This is a genomic window from Haloarcula sp. CGMCC 1.2071 (assembly GCF_037078445.1).
GTDB lineage: Archaea > Halobacteriota > Halobacteria > Halobacteriales > Haloarculaceae > Haloarcula > Haloarcula amylolytica.
Genome location: NZ_JAYMGY010000002.1, coordinates 39,493 through 61,098, shown reverse-complemented (window position 1 = coordinate 61,098; position 21,606 = coordinate 39,493). Strand labels below are relative to the sequence as shown.

Genomic DNA, 21,606 nt, shown 5'->3' with positions numbered 1-21,606 from the left:
CACGCTAATCGCGGGAACATTCGTCGGTCGGAGACCGCGTTTCGACCGTCTGCATCTGTTCTCGCATTTCAGAAAGCTCCGGGGGAGTAACTTTCGTAGTCAACCCAACTCAACACCCGCACATGGAACTCGACCCAGCACAGACCGCTCTGGTCGTCGTCGATATGCAGAACGGCTTCTGTCACCCCGATGGAAGCCTCTACGCACCGGACAGCGAAGCGGCTATCGAGCCCTGCGCCGAACTCGTCGGGCGCGCCCGTGAGGCCGGCGCGAAAGTCGTGTTCACTCGCGACGTCCATCCACCCGATCAGTTCGAGGACACCTACTACTACGACGAGTTCGACCGGTGGGGCGAACACGTCGTCGAAGGTTCCTGGGAGACCGAACTCGTCGAGGACCTCGACCGGCAGGACGAGGATCTGGTCGTCGTCAAGCACACCTACGACGCCTTCTACCAGACGGAACTGGAGGGGTGGCTCGACGCCCACGGAATCAAGGACCTGGCTATCTGTGGCACGCTCGCGAACGTCTGCGTGCTCCACACCGCCTCTAGCGCCGGCCTGCGCGACTACCGCCCGGTCCTCGTCAAGGACGCCGTCGGCTACATCGAGGAGGACCACCGCGAGTACGCACTAGACCACGCCGACTGGCTGTTCGGCGAACTGACCGACCGAGACGAACTCGCCTTCGCCTGACGGATAGCTGGGGGCCCTGCTCGCGGCGACGTGGCCGAGGTCAAGGAAGGTCCCGAGTACGACCTGGACTTCCGCGCACATCCCGAGCGGTACGACAAATCGTAGTTACAGCGAGGCCTCGTCGCCGGTCGTGGCCCACTCGATGGTTACCTGCACCTCGTCGCCGACGGCGAGGTCGATGCCTTCGCCGACGAGCTTCGCGCCGAAGCGCTCGCGGCCACAGAACAGCGCGATGCCGGTTATCGGTTCGCCGTTTGCCAGCACGGTCAGGTCGTCCCATGCGACCGTTCGGCCATCGGCCGTCCCGACACGCGTTCCGGCGATAGCGGCGGCCGCTGTCCCCCCGCTGGCCAGCAATCCACCGCCCGAGTAGTGGGGGAGGCCACCGTCGAGAACGCCCGACTCGTCGCCATCGACGTCGTTGGCGATGCCGACAAAGGACTCGCCCGGAGCCGGATGTGCAGGTTCGTCCAGTCGAACCCACGTCTCGCCGCCGTCGACGACAGTGCCGGTCCCGTCCCAGGACAGCGGCGTCACGTCGACGGCCACGTCGACCGGCAGCGACCCCGACGCCCGGTAGGGGTTGGCGTCCGGGGCTCGGAAGCCGAGGTGGATGTGGTTCGGGACCCACGGCGCGAAAAAGCCCGCCCGGACCAGCTCCCCGAGGTCGTCGCCGACGGCCACCGTCTCGCCGGGTTCGACGGCGGGGTCGACGTGCAGCAGTCGCGCAACGGTGTCGCCGGTATCGACCAGAATGAGGTGGTCGTGCTCGGCGGCGTATGCCTTCGGCGGAGCCTGCACTGTCTTCGTGTCGAGCACTTCGCCGGCGACCGGCGACGGCGCGCGGTCGCCGTCGGGATAGAGGTCGATGGCACACCCCTCGTCGTGGGCGTCGAACGGCGAGTTGTACAGGGAAAACCGGTAATACTGGACGAGCACGTCCCGCAGTATCGTGACGGCCATCGACGGCGATTAGTGGTGTACCGGTATGGCTCTGTCGTCCGAGGGTTCAAGACCCATGCCGGGGCCACCGCTTCGTGTGCGCTGACGAGGACCGCGGCGGGGGCAGCGGGAGCGCGACACGTCCCGCCGCGATAGCTGTGTGTCGCCTGTTCGCTATCCGCCGCTGAGGGGTATCTGCTTGACCGGCAGATCGTTTTAAGACCGAGGGGCCGCACGGTCCGCTATGCGTCTGCTACGGGGCCGCGCCGCCGACCCGGAAACCGACTTCGAGCGGACCCGCGAGATGGCCGAGACGGTCGCCGAAGACCGCGAGCCAGCTCTGCGAGCCTGGCGACCGCACAGACAGGTCGCGTTCGGCCGCCGCGACACGAACAGCGACGGCTACGACCGAGCGCGCCGGGCCGCTCGCGACCGGGGGTACACCGCCATCGAGCGCGCCGTGGGGGGTCGCGCCGTCGCCTACACCGGGTCGACCGTCTCGTTTTCGCTCGCCGTCCCGACCGATGACCCGCGAGGGACCATCGACGACCGCTACGAGTGGGCCAAAGCCGCTGTGCAGCGCGCGCTCGACGACTGCGGAATCCCCGCTCGGACAGGTGAACCGGACGCCTCCTTTTGTCCGGGGAGCCACTCGCTCCAGGCCGACGGCAAGATTGCCGGGCTCGCCCAGCGCGTCCGCCAGTCCGTGGCTGTCGTCGGCGGTATCGTCGTCGTTCGGGACCACGAGTCTATCGCCGAGGTGCTGGCTCCCATCTACGAGGCGCTCGACGTTCCGTTCGACCCGATGAGCGTCGGGAGCGTCGCCAACGCCGGGGGGACCGACGACCCCGACCGGGTCATCGCGGCGCTGGAGCGGTCGCTGGCTGACGGCCGCGACGTGTCGGTGAGCGCTATCCGAGAGACTTAGGGGTGCGCCCGGCCGACTGGGCGTATGCTCATCCGTAACGCGACGCTGCCGGACGGTCACCAACGCGACATCCGGGTGCGTGGCGAGTCCATCGTCGAAGTCGGCCGCGACCTCGACGCATCCGACCAGCACGTCATCGAAGCGACTGGCAAGCGTCTGTTCCCGGGAATGATCGACGCTCATGTTCACTTCCGCCAGCCCGGCTACCCCCACAAGGAGACGTGGGAGAGCGGCTCACGGTCGGCGGCGGCCGGCGGCGTCACGACTGTCGTCGACCAACCAAACACCGACCCGCCGACCGTCGACGGTGAGGCGTTCGACCAGAAAGCCGAGTTCGCCGCCGACTCCGTCGTCGACTGGGGTATCAACGGCGGCGTCACGGCCGACTGGATTCCGAACGTCCTCCTGCGCCGTCGCCTGTTCGCGCTCGGCGAGGTGTTCCTCGCGGACTCCACCGGCGACATGGGTATCGAGGCCGACTTGTTCGCCGACGCGCTGGAGGCCGCTGCTGACAACGACGTGCCGGTCACGGTCCACGCCGAGGACGCCGACTACTTCAACGACGACGCGAGGGCCCGCGACGACGCCGACGCCTGGAGCGCGTTCCGGACCGCGAAAGCTGAAGAAAAGGCCGTCGAGCGGGCCTGTTCCGTCGCGAAAGAGCACGACACGACCATTCACATCGCGCACACCTCCACGCCGGAGGGCGTCGACATCGCCAGCGAGGCCGGGATGACGACCGAAGTGACGCCCCATCACTTGCTGCTCTCTCGGCGCGACCTCTCCGAACTGGGGACGTTCGGACGGATGAACCCGCCCCTGCGCCGCGAGAAGCGCCGCCAGAAGCTCTACGAGCGTGTTGTCGACGGCACCGTCGACATGATCGCGACGGACCACGCGCCACACACCCGCGAGGAGAAGGACGCCAGCATCTGGGACGCTCCGTCGGGCGTCCCTGGCGTCGAGACTGTTCTCCCGCTCCTACTGGCTGAAGCACGCGACCCGGACAGCGGCCTCACCTACGAGCGCGTTCGCGACCTCACCGCACGAAATCCCGCCGACGTGTTCGACATCCCGCAGAAGGGGGCCATCGAAGCCGGCAAGGACGCCGACCTCGTGCTCGTCGACACGACCGAGACGAGCGAGATCAGCGGTGAGACGCTCCACTCGAAGTGCAACTGGACGCCGTTCGAGGGCCGTGAGGCGGTGTTCCCCGAATGGACGATGGTCCGGGGGACAGTCGTCTACGAGCGCGGCGACGCGCTGGAAGCTGCCGACAGCACCGCGCAAGAGGACGTGTTCTACGACCATCAGGGCGAGAACGTCCGCGGCGCGGACGGCGAACGGCTAGAGTAGCGCCGCGACGACGGACGTCCCGACCATTATTCCGCCGCCACCGCCACAGAGACGGGCCATTGCCCGCCGCGAGTCGCGCTCGGTCCAATTGCTTCGCGTGCCCATGTGTTCCTGCATGGCTTCGATGCCGCGGCCGGCGAGTATCGACCCCGACCAGCCCAGCAGGCCGAAGCCGAACACCAGTGCGCCGAGGGCGAACACCGTCGCTTCACTCGACCGCACATCACCGGTGTAGAGCGTCCAGCCCGCCGTTCCGAGGCCGCCAAGCACCAGACCGACGACAAGGCCACTCCCCACCAGTCGTGCCCGGGCCGCAACGTACTGCCGGAGTCGGGGTGGGTCACCGCTCTGGGCCATCAGTCGATGGCATCACGCATCCGCGGATCGAGCGCGTCGCGCATCCCGTCGCCGAGGAGATTGAACCCGAGGACGGTGATAGCGAGGAACAGCCCCGGGAAGAAGGAGAGCCACCACTCGCCGGTCAGCAGGCCGTTCTCGACACCGCGAGAGAGCATCAGGCCCCACGATGGCGTCCCGGCCTGTGCGCCGAACCCGAGGAAAGACAGCGCCGCGAGGTCGATGATGGCGAGCCCGAAGTTCAGCGTCGACTGGACGGTGATCGGCGCGAGCGTGTTCGGCAGGATGTGACGGACGAGAACTCGCGGGTCGGTCGCGCCAAGCGCAACTGTGGCGTCGACGTACTCGTCTTCGAGCACTTTGAGCGCGGCCCCGCGGACGACTCGGGCGAACCGCGGCGTGTACACCAGCACGAGCGCCACCACGGCCCGCCAGAGACCGAGGTCCCGCGGGAAGATGGCGACCAGTGCGAGCGCGAGCAATAGCGGCGGGAACGCAAGCAGCACGTCCATCGTCCGCATGATGACGTTGTCGGTCACGTCGCCGTAGTACGCCGCAATAATACCCAGGCCGACACCGACGGTAGTCGATGTACCGACGGTAATCGTCCCGAACTTCAGGGCCAGCCACGCGCCGTACAGGCTCCGCTTGTAGATGTCACGGGCCGCCGCGTCCGTCCCGAACAGTTGTTGATTCGCGGGCGCGGGACCGAGCCAGCCGGGCGGTGCGCGGTCAGCGATCTCGGTACCGAGCTGTGAGCCGGCAAGCGCGCCGAGGTCGTAGGTCACGCGGGCGTAGATGGCGACAGCGGCCATGCCGAGGATGATCGTCAGCCCGACGACGGCGAGGCGGTTCGTCAGCAGGTCGGCGAGGAACGGGGACGCCCGCAGGCGTCCCAGCGTGCCCCGTGTCTCGGTGTCCGTACTCATTGTTGAATCCGTGGGTCGAGGTAGCTGTAGGTGACGTCGACGAAGAGGTTCACGAGCGTAAACAGCAAGGCGAAGGTGAGCACCGTTCCCTGCACGACCGGGTAGTCCGAGACGCCGATGGCGGTGACGATAGTCAGCCCCATCCCGTTGATACCGAACACGGTCTCGGTCAGGACTGCCCCGCCCAGCAGCGTCCCGAACTGGATGCCGATGACGGTGACGACCGGAATCAGCGCGTTCCGGAAGCCGTGTTTCATCAGCGTGATTTTCGCACCCTGACCCTTCGCCCGCGCGGTCCGGATGTAGTCCTGCCGGATGACTTCGAGCATCGAGGAGCGCATCATCCGCGAGATGAGCGCCGTCGAGTAGACGCCGATGACCACCGCCGGCAGGAACAGGTGATGCGCCGCCGAGAGGAAGGCCTCGGTGTTTCCGAGCAGGATCGTATCGACCGTTATCATCCCGGTCAGGGGCAGTTCCCGGCCGAACAGCGTCCAGGTGTCGGGCAGAAACAGCGTTGAGGCGATACGCCCGCTGGTCGGGAACACGTCGAGGTACGTCGAGAACAGCAGGATGAGCAGCGGACCGGACCAGAATATCGGGACGGAAATACCCGTCAGTGCTCCGATTCGGGTAACGTGGTCCGTCAGCGAATCCTGCTTGACCGCGGAGATGATGCCCAGCGGCAGACCGAGCAGGATGCCCGCTGCCTGGCCGTAAATCGCGAGTTCGAGCGTGATCGGGAGTCGGTCGGAGATGACCGAGCGGACGCTGTTCCCGCGGCTAATGCTGTAGGACTGTCCGAAGTCGAACCGTGCTGCGTCCCACAGGAAGGTCAGGTACTGCTCCCAGAGCGGCCGCCGAAGTCCCAGTTCAACACGTATCTGTTCGAGCTGTTCGGCTGACGCACGTTGGCCGGCGATAATGACAGCCGGGTCGCCCGGAGCCAGGTGGAGGATCGCGAAGACGACCGACGCGACGCCGAACAGCACCGGGATGAGCAACAGCAGTCGCTTGATGACGAACCGTGGCGGTACCACCGGCTCAGCCAGCCTGAAAAGAAACTGTGTCCAGTTCATTCGGAAGTTCCCTTGAAGCGCTACTGCAGTTCGACTGTGTTAAGATACGGGCCACCGACGGAGCTGATCGTGTAGGTGTCTTCGACGACAGCCTCGTTGACCGCCCGGAGCGTCTCGGCGTAGTCGATGAACACCCACGGGGACTCGTCGTAGGCTATCTGGCTGGCCTCTTCGTACATCGTCTCGCGGTCGCCCTCCGCGTAGGTCTTCTGGGCTTCCCGGACCAGTTCCATGTAGTCGGCGTTGGCCCAGCCGGACACGTTGAGGGTGTTGTACCCGTCGGCGTCGAAACTGACCCAGTCCTGCCCGTCGGGCACGGCGTCCATCTCGACCTGTGGGTCCAGCAGGACGTACAGGAAGTTGTCCGGGTCGGCGTTGTCGGTGTACCAGCCGAGGAAACACGCGTCGTGTTTCCCGGCCGACGTGTAGTCCAGATACGGCCCGAAGTTGGAGAACTGGTTGATGTTGACCGTCAGACCGATTTCCTCCAGGTCAGACTTCACCTGGTTCGCCGTGTTGACCGGGCTGGGGTTGTATCCGCGGGGGTTCGAGAACGTCGCGAGTTCGAACTCGAAGCCGTCGCCGTAGCCCGCCTCTTCGAGCATCGACTGGGCCTGCTCCTTGTCCGTCGGATACGGATCGAGGTCGTCGTTGTGCCCGAGCACGTCCGGTGGGAGCGGCTGGGAGGCCTGGGTCGCAAAGCCCTGGTAGATCTGGTTGACGATGGCCTCGGTGTTGACGGCGTGGGCGATGGCCTGGCGGACCTGCCGGTCCCGGAACGGCTCGAACCGGGCCATGTTCATCGCCATGTAGCCGTGGTTGATGCCGTCCTTCCGCAACAGCGTCGCCGTCCCGCTTTCCTCGGCGCGCTGGAATCCGGAGGAGTCGAGGTTGTCCGTGATGTGTGAGGCCCCGTTGATGACGTCCTGCACTCGCGTGCTGTTTTCGGTGATGGTCTTGAAGATGACCGTTCCGACGTTCGGGCCGTCACCCCAGTAGTCGTTGTTGGCCCGCAGTCGGATGCGCTCGTTCGGGTTGTCGAGCGTGTCGAACTGGAAGGCCCCGGTGCCCGCGGGTTCGCTTCCGAGGTCAGTCTGGTTGTCGCCCAACGACTCGATCTGGGCTTTCGAGAGGACTGCCGAGGCGAACATCGCGAGGTTCCGCAGGAACGGCGCGAACTGCTGTGTAAGCTCGATTGTCAGCTCGTAGTCCTGGCTCGCGTCGACGCTTTCGATCCAGTCGCCGAGCGTGAACGGGCCGTACCCCGACCGGGTCTCGTCGCCGAGGTAGTACTCGTAGTCGCTCTGGGTGAACCGCTGCCAGGTCGCCTTGAAGTCTGACGCGGTGAACTCCTCGCCGTTGTGGAAGGTGACACCTTCGCGAAGCGTCAGCGTCGCGGTAGTTCCCTCGAGAGTGTAGTCGGTCGCGAGCGCGTCTTCGAGTTGGCCGCCGCTCCCGGCCGCGAACTGGATGAGGGTGTCAAACACCTGATTGGTTACCTTCGCCACCTCGCCGCTGGTCGACTGCTGTGGGTCGTAGCTTTCGGGGTGGTCACCGCGAGCGTACACGAGCGTCTGGTCGCTCCCACCGTCTCCGCCGTCACCGCCGTCGCTACCAGTGCCGTCGCCACCGTCTCCACCTTCGGTTCCGCCACCATCGCCGCCGTCGCCGGAACAACCTGCGAGCGTTGCGGCTGCCGCGGCACTGCCGGCCGCGGTAAGGAAGCTCCGTCTGTCCAGAGAATCACCGGATGACATGGGACTTTGTTCAAACAGATATATTATAATTGTACCGGATAGATCAATGATTCTGCTATATATCTCCTGAGAGTTATGTGCAGCTAAGTAATATTATTCAGTTACTGCTTTCGTCCTCCTGTTCGTAGAGGTGACACGCTGCTGGATGGGAGTCCGGTTGTAGTTCGGGGTGCTGTGTCTCACAGACGCTCTCGAACCGATCCCGTAGCGCCGACGCGGCGGCGTCCCAGTCCTCGTCCGCGAGATGCTCAATCGACGTTTCGACGACGCGGCGGTTCTCTCCGGTCAGGCTCGTTTCGAAGAACCGGTCGAACATCGTCTGTTTGAACGCTGCCATCGGTACCTCCCCCCTGCCGCTCGGCGGCTCGGTAAGGTCCGCGCCACCGTCCGTCGCCGCTGTGGCACTGTCGGCTTTTCGGGCCTGCTTCCGAACTGCATCGATGGCGATGGCCTCGTCCTCGACCCGTTGCCGGTAGTCCATTACCTCGCGGTACGTCTCCTGTTCGATGTCGATGTCGGGCGGGATGACTTCGGGACAGCGTGTCCGGAAGTGACAGCCCGACGGCGGGTCGATCGGCGACGGGACGTCGCCTTTCAGCAGTATCCGGTCGGCCTCCACGGTCGGGTCCGGTTCCGGGATCGCCGACATGAGCGCCCGCGTGTAGGGGTGTTTCGGGTCCGCGAACAGGTCCGGGGTGTCGGCGATTTCGACCACCTCACCGAGATACATCACCGCGACGCGGTCGCAGATGTGGCGCACCACCGACAGGTCGTGGGCGATAAACAGATACGTCAGGCCGAACTCATGCTGGAGGTCCTCCAGAAGGTTGATTATCTGTGCCTGGACGCTCACGTCCAGCGCCGAAACGGGTTCGTCACAGACGATGAAATCGGGGTCGACGGCGAGCGCGCGAGCGATACCGACCCGCTGGCGCTGTCCGCCTGACAGTTCGTGCGGGTAGCGGTCGTACTGGTCGGGGTCGAGCCCGACCGCCTCCATGAGGTCGGCCACGCGGTCGACCCGCTGTTCGCGGCGTGAGACGTCACCGGTGTCTTCCGGGAGATCATGAATTTTCAGCGGCTCCATGATCGTCTGGCCGACGGTCATCCGTGGGTCGAGGCTGGACATCGGGTCTTGGAAAATCATCTGCAGGTCCCGACGCACCTCTCGCAGGCCATCCTTGTCGAGGTCCGCGAGGTCTTGGCCGGCGAAGACCACGGTCCCGTCTGTCGGTTCTAGCAGTCTGAGGATGGTCCGGCCGGTCGTCGATTTCCCACAGCCGGACTCGCCGACGAGCCCCAGCGTCTCGCCCTCGTAGATGTCCATCGAGACACCGTCGACGGCTTTGACGGACTCTGGCTCGCGCCCGATGTACTTGTCCAGCAGGTCGTCGGCCCGCGAGAAGTGCTTTTTCAGCCCGTCAACCTCCATGAGCCGTCTGTCCGTTCGCGTCGTCTCTGTCGCGGCGACGCCGGCGTCACCAGTGCCGTATTCGTCCGTGTCGAACGATTCGAGGATACATTTCGAGTGGTGGGTGACGTCGTCTGGCCCGTGCTGGAGATACGGAATCTCGCCCTCGCGACACTCGGGCTCGGCCCACGGACAGCGGTCAGCGAAGTGGCACCCTTCGGGCATGTCGATGAGGCTGGGAACGTTTCCTTCGATCGGAGTCAGCCGCTCCGTTCCCTCGCCCGGTATCGATTCCAGCAGCGTGTACGTGTAGGGATGTGACGGGTTCTGGAATATCTCCTCGACCGGCCCCTCCTCGACGATTTCGCCGGCGTACATCACGGCGACGCGGTCGCAGGTCTCCGCGACGACGCCGAGGTCGTGCGTGATGAACAGGACCGACATCCCGAGGTCCGCCTGGAGGTCGTCGATGAGGTCCAGAATCTGTGCCTGGATAGTCACGTCGAGCGCCGTCGTCGGCTCGTCGGCGACGAGCAGCTTCGGTCGGCACGCAAGCGCGATGGCGATGAGGACGCGCTGGCGCATCCCGCCGGAGAACTCGTGGGGGTACTCGTCGACGCGGTCGGCCGGCTCCGGGATTCCGACCTCTTCCAGCAGCGAGATAACGTCCGACCGGATCTCCTCGTCCATCTCGCTGCCCCGGCTGAGCGAGGGCGTAATCTCCCGGACGGCGTTGAACCACGAGTCGTTCCGCTTGCTCCCGTAGCGGTGGAGGCGCAGGCTCTCCGCGACCTGCTCACCGACCGTTATCGCGGGGTTCAGCGACGTCATCGGGTCCTGGAAGATCATCCCCATATCACCGCCGCGGATGTCCCGCATCACCTTCTCCGGGGCTGCCGTCAGGTCGACGTAGCCGTCGGTGATCGTGACGGGCGCGTCGCCGCTCTCCGGAAGAGCCTTTTTCGGAGCTTTCCGAATGAACTGCTCGGCGAGCGTCCTGTCGTCAGCCGTCGTCGAAACCGAGTCGGGGAGCCGGCCCCGGTCGACCGTCGCCGCGTCGATGGTGATGAAACCGCTGTCGCTGTCGCCTGTCCGTACTGCCTTCGGATACTGCCGAGACAGCCGTGTGACTGTCTCAAGTGCGCCGAACCGGATCTCCCCGCCGGCGATGTGTCCGGGCTCGTCGACGATATCCATTGCCGATAACGCTGTGACGGATTTCCCTGACCCCGACTCGCCGACCAGACCGACGGTTTCGCCCTCCCTGACAGTGAGGTCGATACCGTCGACGGCTTTGACGGTGCCGCGGTCCGTCTCGAACTGGGTTCGGAGGTCAGATAATGTTAAGAGGTCGCGCATCTGTCGCCTTCTTCTCAAAATACCAGTAAAACTGTTGTGCCACTGGCCCACCAACAATTTATCCCGGCCGCCGCCACACTCGACGTATGAACGACCCTGTCGACCCCGAGTCTAACCCCTTCGACCGTGTCGTCGGTCACTGGGAACAGGTCATCGAGGACATGGCGGCCACGGCGACACAGTACCGCGACGACGGGCGCGAGGCTATCGAACTCCACCCCGGAGACGTGGCGGTACTGACCGGCGAGCCGCGAACGATGGCTGAACAGACTGGCGAATACGAGCCGGAGACCCGGCGGCTCGGCTTCGATGTCGTGGTTCCCGGCGACGAGTTCCGGCGGGTCGCCGACGCGCTCGGGGACCGCACCGTCGAGCGCAGCGAGGTGTTCCGGGCGACCGACGACGGGATGGTGTTTCTGCTCGTCGCCCTGGAATGTGGCGACGACCTCGCCGTGCTCGTGCCGCTGTACTACGACAAGACCGACCGCGCGGACCTCTCGCAGGTCGCCGCCGATCACGGACTCTACTCCCACATCCGACCGCTCACCGACGACGAGGTGGTCACCGTCTCCCACGAGGATCCCGAACCGTTCTTCCCCGAGTGAAATCTGGTTCCGGACGGGTCACCGACTGCTCGGCTACGAGGTCTCTCGGACTCGGGTCAGCCGGTATGCCGGCACGTCGAAAACGACCCCATAGAGCAACCGGTTGCCGATGACACCGACACCGAAGCCCGAGAGAACGGCCGCGAGTACGAGCGTCACCGACGCCTCGGAAAGCGCCACGATGCCGGCGACAGCCCCGGACAGCACGACGAGCGCCGCCAGTGCGGCGACCTCCGGGTAGACGCCCGGGACCGCGTCGTGTTCGACGACAGCCACCGTGATCCCCGTCAGGAGTCCGAACCCGACAACTACCGCCAGTACGTCGACCAGTGCTGTCCCCGCCTCCGCGTAGCCAAGCACCGCCCCGCCGATGCCAATGGCGAGGTCGGTCCGTAGCACTTCCTGTGTCGCTTCGCGGACCGACATCGACGGCTGTGTGTCGGGGTCGATGTCGTCCATCTCAGCCGTGTCTACTCGTCGACCTGAAATTCGTTGCCACACTCCGGACAACATACCTCGTCGTGTCGCAGCGCCGCCGACTGCTCGCGGACCTCCCGCATCACCGAGGAGATCCGGTCCTCGGCCTCCATCTCGTCCTCGACGGCGAGGTCGACGCCCTCGACTTCCAGCAGGAACTTCGCGACCTCGGTGGCCTCGTACATCACGTCGTCGAGGTCCTCAGCGGTGAAGAAGTCACACATCGCGCCGTAGAGGAAGGTCGCGCCGGCCTTCCGGACCTTGTCCTCGAAGGCCGAGCGGGCCTGATTGACCGCCTGTGGCGTGTACGTGTCCGTCATGAACGGGACGAGTTCGGGGAGGTTCTCCCCGATCTTCGTCATCTCGACGCCCGTTTCGGTCCGGAAGTCGGCACAGAGGCGGGCGATAGCCCACTCGCGGGCGGTGATGTACGTCCGGTCCCGGAGGAAATCGTTCGCGCGGTCGTAGGTCCCGCCCTCGATTTTCTTGAAGCGGTCGTACTTCTGTACGTCGGACGGGACGTCACTGGCTTCCGACACCGCTGCCTCGCTGGCTGGCTCGGCTGGTGCTGTCTCCTCGGTGGCCGAGTCGGCGGGACCGCTTTCCGTGGTGTCGCCGTCGTCGGCCCCGTCATCCGCGGCCGCCGGGTCGTCCGGCTGATGTCCGGCTGATCCGTCGTCTGCCGCCTCGACGTCCGTCTCGTCCGGCGGTGCGCCCTCAGTCATAGCCGGGAATGCGTGCCCGCGGTGAAAAAGGGTATCGCCGCCGTCCCGCTATCATTGTCTCTAACCGACAGTTCAGCCGGGTGGCTTTTTTACCGCTCCCATGCATGGCCCGACTATGAAAATACTGCTCGGTGTCGGGGGCAGCGAACTGTCCTACCAGGCACTGACCGAGACACTCGAACGCGTATCGGAAACAGGCGACGAGCTGACCGTCGCTGTCTTCGAAAACGGCGACATCGACGCCGACCTCGAAACGGTCCAGCAGCGGATACAGGAGCGGATCGACGAAAGCGAGCTTGAGCCGCCGATCCGCCACGTCGAAGGCACCTCGCCGGGCAGCGAACTGGTGAACATCGCCGAAAGCGAGGAGTTCGATAGAATCGTCCTCGGCGGCGGTGGCCGCTCGCCGCTCGGGAAGATACAGCTCGGCCCCATTGTCGAATTCGTCCTGCTCAACGCACAGACTCCGGTGACTCTCATCCGATGACACGCACGTACCCAGACGAACCCGCCGAAGAGTTCCCACAGCCGCCGCGGACGATCACCGACCGCAAGGACCGTCCCATCGACGTCATCCCCGCCGACGACGCCGACACGGAGAGCCTCGTCGAGATGTATCTCGACTTCGACCCTGCCGACCGTACGCAGGGCATCCCGCCGGTCAAAGAGGAAGCCATCCGCGAGTGGCTCGAAACGATCCTCGATGGCGACTGTATTAATGTCGTCGCCAAACACGACGACACTGTCGCCGGCCACGCGACGCTGGTCCCGGACAACGAGGACGAGCACGAACTCGCTATCTTCGTGTTACAGGCCTACCAGGGCGCTGGTATCGGGACGGCGCTGGTCGAGACGCTGCTGGGCTACGGCCAGGCCGAGGGCATCGATCACGTCTGGCTCACTGTCGAGCGGTGGAACGACCCGGCGATATCGCTGTACGAGAAGGTCGGGTTCGAGATCAGTAGCGCCGAGAGCTTCGAGATAGAGATGGCGATCCGGCTTTAAACGGTGAGTACCGGCTGGCTGGCGTACTCGATGACGTAGATCGCCGCGCGCCCCACGGCCTTTTCGCCTTCGCTTCTTTCCTCGCGCGGGACGACGATGAAATCCGCGTCGACGTCCTCTGCCACGTCAAGGACGACGCTGCCCGGTGTCTGCATCAGTCGCGTCTCGGAGAACGCGGTCGCGGACGACGTTTCGAACACGCCGTCGTGGACGTCGCGGAACCGTTCTCGGATGCTCTCGGTGAACGCCTGGTGCTCCTCGGCGATTGCGGCCGCGCTCACGTCGCCGTTGTCGATATCCTGGTGGAGCCGTTCGTCGATGACGAACAGCAGGTGGAGATCGGCGTCGTACCGCTCCGCGACGGCGATCGCGTACTCGGCCGCTCGTTCCGACTGGTCGCTGCCGTCGACCGGCGCGAGTACGAGGTCGATGTCCATCACTCGCCAGTGCGGCCCCGGCCGGCAAAAATCCACCGAGGTTCGTGCCGACCCCGTGTCGCCATCCGGAGCGTCCCTCGCCGTGACCAACAGTGTATTTAGTCGCGGCTTCGATGCGTGGTGTATGTTCGATACGGTGGTTATCGCCACGGACGGCTCCGGCAGCGCAGAGCGGGCCGTCGAAGCGGCGCTGGACCTTGCAGCGCGCTTCGACGCAACTGTCCACGGGCTGTACGTCGTCGACACCGGCGAGGTTGAGACGACCCCCGAAGAGGTTCGCGAGGCGCTGGAGCGCGCGCTGGCGACCACTGGCGGCCGCGCCCTCTCGTTCATTCTGGAGGCCGCCGACGCCGAGGCAGACGAAGAACTCGTCACTGCTGTCCGAGAGGGCGATCCGGCCGACGAGATCTCCAAATACGCAGTTGAACACGACGCCGATGTCATCGTCAGCGGGACCCGCGGCCGCCACGGCGAACACGGGTATCTGCTGGGAAGCGTCGCCGAGGAACTCGTCCGGGAGGCCCCGATTCCGGTGCTCACGGTCCGCCAGCTCGAAGGCGAGCCAAACCCCGAGCGCGAGGGCGTGTAACGGAACCCGACGGGTTCTTGACGCCGCGCCCGCTTGCTGTGGCATGGACGATTGGCTCATTGACGACGACCGTCTCTCTATCGGCCGCAAATCTGTACTCCCCGGAGAGGGGTTCTTTATCCCGGATTCCTACGAGGAAGAGCAAGCCGAAGCCGAAGCCGCCGAGACCCTGAAAGACGCCGGCGTCATTGTTATCGCCGACCCGGACGCAGACGGACTGGCCTGTACAGCACTGATCCGCGAGGCCCACGGGGAAGGTGCGCTGCTGCCCGCCGGCCCGCACGAACTCACGGAAGCGCTCGAATGGACCGCCGAGTACGCCGACCCCGACGCGACCGTCTTCATCTGCGACCTCTGTCCCGACCGCGAATCCGACATCGCCCCCCTCGATTCGCTGATCGAGCGCGTCGAACGCGTCGTCTGGTTCGACCACCACCAGTGGCCCGACGATCTCGCCGACGACGTCGACGCGGCCGGCGTCGAGCGCACCGTCGGGGACAGCGAGGAAGTGTGTACCGCCGACGTGGCGCTTTCGGAACTCGACTACGACTTCGACGAGCAGTGGGCCGACCTCGCCGCCGTCACCCGCGACCACGACCTCTGGATCCGCGACGACCCCCGCAGCGACGACCTCGCGGACCTGTCCTATTGGAGCGAACCCGAAGAGTACATCGAGGCGGTCCGCGACCACGGCCCCGACCTCTCTCCGGAGTTCCACGAGTTCCTCGACGAAAAGCGCGTCGAGAAGGAGGCGCTCATCGAGAAGGCCGTCGAGCGGGCCGAACTCCGCGACGTCGGCCAGTGGACGGTCGGCGTCACCTACGGCCGCTGCTCCCAGAACGAGGTCGCCGAGGCGCTCCGCGAGCAGGGCGCTGACGCCGCCGTCATCGTCAAGCCCGCCGGCTCCGCCTCGATTCGTGGGACGGATAACTTCGAGCGCGCCCACGAGGTCGCCCAGCAGGTCAACGGCGGCGGCCACCCGAAGGCGGCGGGCTGCAAGCCCGACATCTACGACGACATGATGGACTACGCGCATCACTGGACGACGCAAGGGGCCGTCGCGAAACAGGCTATCGTGGATGCGTTCCGCCGACTACCTGAGGAAGAAGCGGAAGGCGTCGACGAGTAGTAACCGACGTCACCCGCGAACGAACTGAACGGTATCTCGCCCCCTGACACAACGTTGATTTATCTCTCCGTCGTCACTGCCGGGTGATGCCCGAGTCCCTCCACACGCGAATCGCGCGCGAAACAGCTGTGCGACGGCGACTCGGAAGCGCCGTTGCCGTCGGCGTGACGCTGTACGTCCTCGACGGCTCGGTACGGTACGCCGCGGTCGCGGCGGCGCTCGCCTTCTGTGTCTGGCTCGTCGCCGACGCCGCGCAGGCCGCTGTCGGCGACTACGCCGATCACATGGTGTTCGGGCTCCTCGTGTTCGGCTTCGTGGCGTACACGGTGTCAGCCGCCGGCCTAACGTGGGTCGTCGTTCCCGGGACGCTTCTCGGCTGCTGGTTCCTCCTCGACGGTATCCAGCACCTCCGCCACGGCGTCACCCGCGACGAGGTCGGAATTTCGTATGCACACGACGGCAGTCCCGTCACGGGCCTGCCGAAGGCACTGCTCGTCAGACTTGCCGAACCGTTCCTGCTGTAAGCTACTCCCCGACGACCCACTTGTCGCTGTACCGTTCTCCGCAGGCACACACCGCGTAGGCGTGGACAACGTCGCCCTCGGCGTAGAGCCCGCCCACGTCCTCGTTCTGTTCCTCGGCGAAGGCGAAGACAAAGCGGGTCGTGTGGTCGCTCTCCGGTTCCTCCTCGGCGACCGGACAGACCGCGCTGGTCAGGTCGTCACCGATGTCCCCCTCGGTGCCCATCGCCTGCTGGGCCAGTCCCATCGGGTCGATGCCCGTCGCCGACTGGAACGCGCTGCGGCCGTCGTCGCCCGGCAGGACGAGGACGTGGCCGTCCTCGACTTCGTCGGCGTACTCGGCCAGCGCGCCGGGGTTCGAGACGGCGTCCTCGTGGAGGAAGAACAGCACGTCTTCGGGCCGCTCGCCCGCCAGAAACTCCGTGTGTTTGGTCATGCAGAGAGGGAGTCACTCGTCGGCCAAAAGTGCCGCGTTCCTCCCAGCCCTACAGCCAGCCCACTAGCGCCGCAACGAGGAGATACACCCACAGGAGGATGCCGGCACCGATGATACGGTTCACTGTCTTGGTGGTGGTGTCACGAGTCACAGCCCCTGCGGCCACGGCACCGAGTGCGACGGCCAGGCCGAGCCGGTGGAGCACGACGTTGAGTGGCAGGGTCGTGACAGCGAGGTACTGGTAGTCCAGCACGAACGCAGTTCCGGTGCCGGTCGCCGCCGCCGCGAAGCTCCGGACCGGGTCGAGGTTCCGGCCGGCGAGGTACGCCGCGCCGGGGAGACCAAAGGCGAGTACCGGGTACAGGAGCGCGGCGATGAACTTGGGGTCCGCCGCTGGAAACGCCCGTTCGAGCGCGACACCGCTGAACCGGACGCCGAGGTAGAGCCCGAGGAGGACGGCGAAAAGCAGCAGGTACGAGAGGCCGCGCACGAGACGGTCGACCGGTCCGGGACTGAGGCGGTCGCTGGACCGAAGCCACCGCGACAGTGGCGTGTCGGACAGCAGCGGTTGCGTGGTGTCGGCCCGCGAACGGTCCCGCCGTCGGTGGCGGCGTCGGACTGCCGTGCCCAGCACCAGCCCAGTAATGCCAAGCGCCATCGGGCCGGGCCCACTGCCGCCGCTGTCTCCCACGAGGTCGACGATTGTCGCCCAGCCGTCGGAGCCGGACCCGCCGCCGTTATCGAGGTAGAGCCGCCAGACACCGTCGGCGAACGGCTCGCCCATGAACTGGGCTTCTACCCGGTTCTGGGCCGCTTCGGTGCCGTGGACTGTATGCCGGAGCCGGAACCAGTCCCAGTGCTCGCTGTGAGCCTGGATAGCGACCCAGTTGTCCGACTCGTAGGGCGACTCGTACAGCCGGATGTGGTGGCGTGCTCCTAGGTACGTCCCGTCGTGGAGCTGGTCGGTCTCCTCGATCCAGGCCCCGGCCGCTTCTCTGCCCAGCGGACCGGTGTACGAAACCGCACGGTACGGCCGTCGGGTTACCTCGTCGGCCCGGTCCTCGGTGAGCGTCCGGTCGTGGACGTAAAGGTAGCGGGTCGACCCCGTCGCTGCGCTCCATTCGACGAGCGTGCCGTTGGTGGCGTTGCCCTCCGTTATCGGTCCTTCGCCGGCGTCGATGTCCTGCTCGTCGGCCCCTGTCTTGTTCCAGCCCGGGTCCCGACCGCGGGTCAGATAGTCACGGATAGTCGCCGTGTCGCCGTACACGACGACGTTTATCGCCAGCGTCCGGCCCGAGGCTGACCGCGACCGACTAGTGTAGGGCCAGAACACGTTCTCGCCGGGTTTGGGTTCGACCAGTTTCGTCGGCGCCTGCCCGCGCTCGGCCGTCGCTCCCGGTGATCCCGGCTCGACCATCGTCGCCGCGCCGGCGAGCAGCACCACGAGAATCGCGGCGACCAGCGTCACCTTCGGCGAGAGCGGCCACGAGTACGCCACAGCCGTGCTTTGCAACCGAGTCCAATACGCGTTGTGCCGCCGCTTCCGGCCCCACTTTTACGCGTACTCGCCTGATACAGTCACACATGACCGACTTCAGCGAGTACGTCACGGATATCGTTCACGAACCAACTCAGACCGACAGCCCGGGGTTCGACCTCACCGTCGCCGAGGTGTACGAGGTCGTCGAGCCGGGGCGGATCGACTTCGGCGGCGGCGAACTAGACGCGGCCGGCGTCACACCCCATTCGAGCGAGAAGCGGGACCCGGACGACGACTACGAGTGGTGGACGCTGCGGGGCGGCCAGTACCTCATCGAGTACAACGAATCACTGACTGGCGAGGCGACGGTGACCCTCCAGTCGCGGACAGAACTGCTTGAACGCGGCGCGACGCATCCGACACTACACGTCGACGCGCTCCCGCGCGTGCCGCTATCGGTCGGCGGCGCGGGGCTGCAGCTCAAAGAGAATGCCAGAGTCAGTACGATTGTCGCGGCCGAGGAGTAAACAGGTAGACAATCCGTCTCATACGGATTGTTGTAGCGATTTACCGGTATATGTCGACCCCGTGATCGGCACTATCCGGAAATAATCTACAACAATCCGTATCAGGCGTTGACGTCTTCGAGGTGGCGGCTGGCGACGACCTTACCCGTCGGCGTGAGCGCCGGCCCGTCGGCCCCGTCCTGTACGAGCCCGTCAGCGGAGAGGTCCTGAAGAATCATCGACACCTGTGAGGAGTCCTTGCCGAGAATGCTCGCCAGCGGCATCCCGTCCATGTCGCCGGTCGAGTACATGGCGACCAGCACCTCCTTCTTGTCCTTGGTGAGCTCGACGTCTTTGAGCTCTTCCATGAGCTCGGCGTACTCGCGGCGGAGATAGCGCCCGAGGATGGACATCTTACGATTTGAGGCCATCGCGGCCAGCGTCGTCATGGCCGTTCCGTCCTTCATGTGCCGGACTGTCAGTACCGGCCGGCCCGTGCCGTTGATCTCCCGCGTGTTCCGGTCGAAGTCCGACACCGTTTTGAGATCGACGTTGAACGACCCGTCTTTGCGTCGGAACTCGACGTTCCCGGGTGTGAGAAAGAGCTTCGCGGTCTTGAACGACTCGTCGGTGACCCGGCCACCGACGCGGGCGCGCTCTTTGACCGTCGTTTCGGTGCCGTTGATGACAGCCTTGAACAGCACCGTGCCGAACTTCTCGATTTTCTCGTCACCGGCCTCGATGGCTGCGACGAGTCGCTTTCCCTTGCGTTCGAAGGCGATCGTCACCGTCGAGTCGAAGAAATCGCCCAGGTCGGGCGGGACCTGTCCGATGGCGATGTCGAAAATCGAGTCCAGCGGGATCGTCAGCTTGTCGTCCTCGCTCGCGGCCAGTACCAGCCGCTTTTGCGAGAGGACGATCCGACCCCTGATGGGGTCGCCCCGACCGGCCACTTCGGAGTTGAATTTGCCGACGAAATCCGCGATCACTGATTCCGACATTCGTCCGTTACCCGATGTACATCAGCACTGATATTGAGCGTTTCGCGCGAGTATCAGCAGCAAAAATCGGCTTCATTCGGGAGAACGGGGGCCAACGGCGTCAGTTGTCGAGGTTTCGAGCAATATCTGACAGCGAGGCGTCCGGCCCGCCGGTCGCCGTATAGACGACGCGCTTGCCCGGCGTTCGGAGGCCGTACTCGGTTCCGTCGGTTACCACGTCGAGATGTGCTGACCCGCCGAGCGAGACTTCGCTGTCGGCGACCCACTCCGCGAGGCGGTTCGTCCCGTCCCGTTCACGGGCCAGTCGGCGGTTGTCGGCGACGTGTGAGAGCACCGGTTCGCCGTCGAGATTCGTCTCGACGACGGCGTGGTACCGGTCGCCGTCCAGCGCGAGGCGGACGGTGTCGCCGTCGTCGAAATCGAGTTCGTCCGGGAGCACGACCCGCGGTCGGTCGGTTCGGCCGACTGACTCGACGGAAACGCGATGCGTCTCGACGGTTTCGTGGTCACTGGGAACGCGGTCCGGCACTGACTTACTCGTCGTCGTCGCCGAGGAGTTCGGCCACGTCGTCGCTGCCGCGGGCCGTGATCTTCGCGTTGATCTGGCGCGTGTCGTCGCTGACCTCGCGGCCGCGGACGGTGATGCGCTTGCGCTCGCCGTCGGTGGTCGGCTTGAAGCCGACGCCGCCGTCGGACATGATCTCCTTTGTCGTGACGCCGCGAACGTCGGGTCGCATCGGTCGGCCCGAGGTGTCCGAGCCGCCGGTCAGTTCGAGCGTGTAGCCATCGAGGCCGACAGCGCCGCCGTCGACCTCGTCGCCGAGCTCGCGGCCGATGAAGCGGTTTGCGTCCTGTCCGTCGACGTCGATCTGGTAGGTGTGGCCGTCCTCCGGATCGGAGACGGCGACCGTGAATTCTGCCATACCTGTTCTCAATCAACCGCGCTTCAAAAACGCGTCGAACCGTCCGTCCCGGTCGCACCGTCACACGTCTCGGTTACTGGTCAGCCATCGCGTCACTCGCGATCGAGCGGCCGCGGGCCTCAAGCTGGACCTCCCGGCGTGTCCGGACCGGTTCGAGGATGTCAGCCTCCATCAACCGGTCGTACACGTCTTCGACTTCCTCGATCTCCATGTCGACGAAGTCAGGAATCTTGAACGGCGAAATGCCGGAGTACAGCGCCATCAGCACCTGTGTCTCTTTGTCGGAGAGGTCCACGTCGTCGGCGATGTTTCGTTGCTCGCCCTGCCGGACGAGCCCCTCGATGAGCGAGACGTGTCGGGGCGTCCCCGAGATGTGGGTCTCGACGCTGGTCCCCTCAATGGTGTGTTCGACCTCTAACAGCGGTCGCTCGTCCCCGCGAATCGTCTTCTCCTTGCTCTCGACCGTTCCTACGTCGTCGATATCCAGTTCGACGAACGTGCCGCTGGCGATGGCCAGATTGATGCAGTCGCCGTCGAGTTTGAGTCGCCCCTTCTCCCAGCCGCCGTCCTGGACGACACCACCTTTGACTGCGGGATGATTGATGAGGACAACGGTCTGGTCAAGCAGCGTGCTGTAGAGTTTCTCCTGGAACTCATCGGCCTTTTTCGCCGAGATGAGCGTCACGTTCCGGCCGGCCTGCACCTTGACGTAGCTGTCCACCTGTGCGAGGGGCTGGTTCATCTGGCTGGCCGTGACGCTGCTGACTTTCGACAGCGGGATGGTCCGCTTGCCGTCGTTGGTCGCGAGGACCAGGCGCTTGTTCGAGAGGAGGACCCGACCGGGTAGCCACTCGATGTCGTTTCGCTTGCGCCCGTCCGAGACGACCTGGACGAACTTCCCCTTCGTATCGACCAGTGCGTGTTCTCCGTCGCTCATCGGTTAGCCAGCTATCGTTCCC

25 protein-coding genes are annotated in these 21,606 nt (G+C 65.3%); 10 read left to right on the top strand and 15 right to left on the bottom strand.

The window, feature by feature from the left end; all coding sequences use genetic code 11:
• Positions 1 to 122 precede the first annotated feature (122 nt).
• On the top strand, positions 123 to 695 hold the full coding sequence (locus tag VI234_RS04235; RefSeq protein WP_336329333.1) for a cysteine hydrolase family protein: 573 nt from the start codon (positions 123 to 125) through the stop codon (positions 693 to 695).
• A gap of 105 nt (positions 696 to 800) precedes the next feature.
• Here the strand turns inward: VI234_RS04235 and VI234_RS04230 are convergent, their stop codons facing one another.
• On the bottom strand, positions 801 to 1,658 hold the full coding sequence (locus VI234_RS04230) for a hypothetical protein (protein WP_336329332.1): 858 nt from the start codon (positions 1,656 to 1,658) through the stop codon (positions 801 to 803).
• A gap of 223 nt (positions 1,659 to 1,881) precedes the next feature.
• Between VI234_RS04230 and VI234_RS04225 the strand changes: the two genes are divergently transcribed.
• The gene (locus VI234_RS04225; protein ID WP_336329331.1) at positions 1,882 to 2,565 is read left to right on the top strand and encodes a lipoyl protein ligase domain-containing protein; all 684 of its coding nucleotides are present in this window, start codon (positions 1,882 to 1,884) and stop codon (positions 2,563 to 2,565) included.
• Positions 2,566 to 2,589: 24 nt separating this feature from the next.
• Positions 2,590 to 3,921 (top strand): dihydroorotase, encoded by a 1,332-nt coding sequence (locus tag VI234_RS04220; RefSeq protein WP_008307782.1) that lies wholly within the window; start codon positions 2,590 to 2,592, stop codon positions 3,919 to 3,921.
• Here VI234_RS04220 and VI234_RS04215 read toward each other — a convergent pair.
• The 5 genes from VI234_RS04215 to VI234_RS04195 form a co-directional block, all read right to left on the bottom strand.
• Positions 3,913 to 4,278, bottom strand: coding sequence for a DUF7268 family protein (locus tag VI234_RS04215; protein WP_008307784.1), 366 nt, complete (start codon positions 4,276 to 4,278; stop codon positions 3,913 to 3,915). The two genes, VI234_RS04220 and VI234_RS04215, sit on opposite strands and share 9 nt — an antisense overlap.
• Complete coding sequence (locus tag VI234_RS04210; RefSeq protein ID WP_008307786.1) at positions 4,278 to 5,207, bottom strand: ABC transporter permease; 930 nt, start codon at positions 5,205 to 5,207, stop codon at positions 4,278 to 4,280. Before VI234_RS04210 ends, VI234_RS04215 begins: the two co-directional genes overlap by 1 nt.
• Positions 5,204 to 6,286: an ABC transporter permease gene (locus VI234_RS04205; RefSeq protein WP_008307789.1), complete on the bottom strand. Its 1,083-nt coding sequence runs from the start codon at positions 6,284 to 6,286 to the stop codon at positions 5,204 to 5,206. The genes VI234_RS04210 and VI234_RS04205 overlap by 4 nt, the downstream gene beginning before the upstream one ends.
• A 20-nt stretch (positions 6,287 to 6,306) precedes the next feature.
• A complete protein-coding gene (locus VI234_RS04200) occupies positions 6,307 to 8,043 on the bottom strand; it encodes an ABC transporter substrate-binding protein (protein ID WP_008307791.1) in 1,737 nt (578 codons plus the stop codon).
• A 97-nt stretch (positions 8,044 to 8,140) separates the two neighbouring features.
• The gene (locus VI234_RS04195) at positions 8,141 to 10,813 is read right to left on the bottom strand and encodes an ABC transporter ATP-binding protein (RefSeq protein ID WP_336329330.1); all 2,673 of its coding nucleotides are present in this window, start codon (positions 10,811 to 10,813) and stop codon (positions 8,141 to 8,143) included.
• An 86-nt stretch (positions 10,814 to 10,899) separates the two neighbouring features.
• On the opposite strand from VI234_RS04195, the gene VI234_RS04190 reads away from it, so the two are divergent.
• Complete coding sequence (locus VI234_RS04190) at positions 10,900 to 11,418, top strand: DUF7529 family protein (RefSeq protein WP_336329329.1); 519 nt, start codon at positions 10,900 to 10,902, stop codon at positions 11,416 to 11,418.
• 33 nt (positions 11,419 to 11,451) lie between these two features.
• Here the strand turns inward: VI234_RS04190 and VI234_RS04185 are convergent, their stop codons facing one another.
• Both VI234_RS04185 and VI234_RS04180 read right to left on the bottom strand, forming a co-directional pair.
• A complete protein-coding gene (locus tag VI234_RS04185; RefSeq protein WP_336329328.1) occupies positions 11,452 to 11,877 on the bottom strand; it encodes a hypothetical protein in 426 nt (141 codons plus the stop codon).
• Between the two features lie 11 nt (positions 11,878 to 11,888).
• Positions 11,889 to 12,620: a DUF5806 family protein gene (locus VI234_RS04180; RefSeq protein WP_336329327.1), complete on the bottom strand. Its 732-nt coding sequence runs from the start codon at positions 12,618 to 12,620 to the stop codon at positions 11,889 to 11,891.
• Positions 12,621 to 12,735: 115 nt separating this feature from the next.
• On the opposite strand from VI234_RS04180, the gene VI234_RS04175 reads away from it, so the two are divergent.
• Both VI234_RS04175 and VI234_RS04170 read left to right on the top strand, forming a co-directional pair.
• Positions 12,736 to 13,107: a universal stress protein gene (locus tag VI234_RS04175; RefSeq protein ID WP_336329326.1), complete on the top strand. Its 372-nt coding sequence runs from the start codon at positions 12,736 to 12,738 to the stop codon at positions 13,105 to 13,107.
• On the top strand, positions 13,104 to 13,625 hold the full coding sequence (locus tag VI234_RS04170) for a GNAT family N-acetyltransferase (protein ID WP_336329325.1): 522 nt from the start codon (positions 13,104 to 13,106) through the stop codon (positions 13,623 to 13,625). The genes VI234_RS04175 and VI234_RS04170 overlap by 4 nt, the downstream gene beginning before the upstream one ends.
• Here VI234_RS04170 and VI234_RS04165 read toward each other — a convergent pair.
• Positions 13,622 to 14,062 (bottom strand): universal stress protein, encoded by a 441-nt coding sequence (locus tag VI234_RS04165; protein WP_336329324.1) that lies wholly within the window; start codon positions 14,060 to 14,062, stop codon positions 13,622 to 13,624. The genes VI234_RS04170 and VI234_RS04165 overlap by 4 nt on opposite strands.
• Positions 14,063 to 14,186: 124 nt before the next feature.
• On the opposite strand from VI234_RS04165, the gene VI234_RS04160 reads away from it, so the two are divergent.
• The 3 genes from VI234_RS04160 (at position 14,187) to VI234_RS04150 (ending at position 16,304) form a co-directional block, all read left to right on the top strand.
• A complete protein-coding gene (locus VI234_RS04160) occupies positions 14,187 to 14,651 on the top strand; it encodes a universal stress protein (RefSeq protein ID WP_336329323.1) in 465 nt (154 codons plus the stop codon).
• Between the two features lie 43 nt (positions 14,652 to 14,694).
• Positions 14,695 to 15,780: a DHH family phosphoesterase gene (locus VI234_RS04155; RefSeq protein ID WP_336329322.1), complete on the top strand. Its 1,086-nt coding sequence runs from the start codon at positions 14,695 to 14,697 to the stop codon at positions 15,778 to 15,780.
• Positions 15,781 to 15,866: 86 nt separating this feature from the next.
• On the top strand, positions 15,867 to 16,304 hold the full coding sequence (locus tag VI234_RS04150) for a hypothetical protein (RefSeq protein ID WP_336329321.1): 438 nt from the start codon (positions 15,867 to 15,869) through the stop codon (positions 16,302 to 16,304).
• Between the two features lies 1 nt (position 16,305).
• Here the strand turns inward: VI234_RS04150 and VI234_RS04145 are convergent, their stop codons facing one another.
• Together VI234_RS04145 and VI234_RS04140 are read right to left on the bottom strand one after the other, a co-directional pair.
• Complete coding sequence (locus tag VI234_RS04145; RefSeq protein WP_008307806.1) at positions 16,306 to 16,737, bottom strand: DUF5807 family protein; 432 nt, start codon at positions 16,735 to 16,737, stop codon at positions 16,306 to 16,308.
• Between the two features lie 49 nt (positions 16,738 to 16,786).
• A complete protein-coding gene (locus VI234_RS04140; protein ID WP_008307808.1) occupies positions 16,787 to 18,235 on the bottom strand; it encodes a hypothetical protein in 1,449 nt (482 codons plus the stop codon).
• Positions 18,236 to 18,321: 86 nt separating this feature from the next.
• Between VI234_RS04140 and VI234_RS04135 the strand changes: the two genes are divergently transcribed.
• Positions 18,322 to 18,744, top strand: a complete 423-nt coding sequence (locus VI234_RS04135; RefSeq protein ID WP_336329320.1) for a dCTP deaminase — start codon at positions 18,322 to 18,324, stop codon at positions 18,742 to 18,744.
• 101 nt (positions 18,745 to 18,845) lie between these two features.
• Here the strand turns inward: VI234_RS04135 and VI234_RS04130 are convergent, their stop codons facing one another.
• The 4 genes from VI234_RS04130 to VI234_RS04115 form a co-directional block, all read right to left on the bottom strand.
• Positions 18,846 to 19,724, bottom strand: a complete 879-nt coding sequence (locus VI234_RS04130; protein WP_008307812.1) for a CheF family chemotaxis protein — start codon at positions 19,722 to 19,724, stop codon at positions 18,846 to 18,848.
• A gap of 100 nt (positions 19,725 to 19,824) precedes the next feature.
• A complete protein-coding gene (locus VI234_RS04125; protein ID WP_336329319.1) occupies positions 19,825 to 20,253 on the bottom strand; it encodes a DUF7112 family protein in 429 nt (142 codons plus the stop codon).
• Between the two features lie 4 nt (positions 20,254 to 20,257).
• Positions 20,258 to 20,647 (bottom strand): 30S ribosomal protein S6e, encoded by a 390-nt coding sequence (locus VI234_RS04120; protein ID WP_008307817.1) that lies wholly within the window; start codon positions 20,645 to 20,647, stop codon positions 20,258 to 20,260.
• A 73-nt stretch (positions 20,648 to 20,720) separates the two neighbouring features.
• Complete coding sequence (locus VI234_RS04115; protein ID WP_336329318.1) at positions 20,721 to 21,584, bottom strand: CheF family chemotaxis protein; 864 nt, start codon at positions 21,582 to 21,584, stop codon at positions 20,721 to 20,723.
• Positions 21,585 to 21,606: the final 22 nt, after the last annotated feature.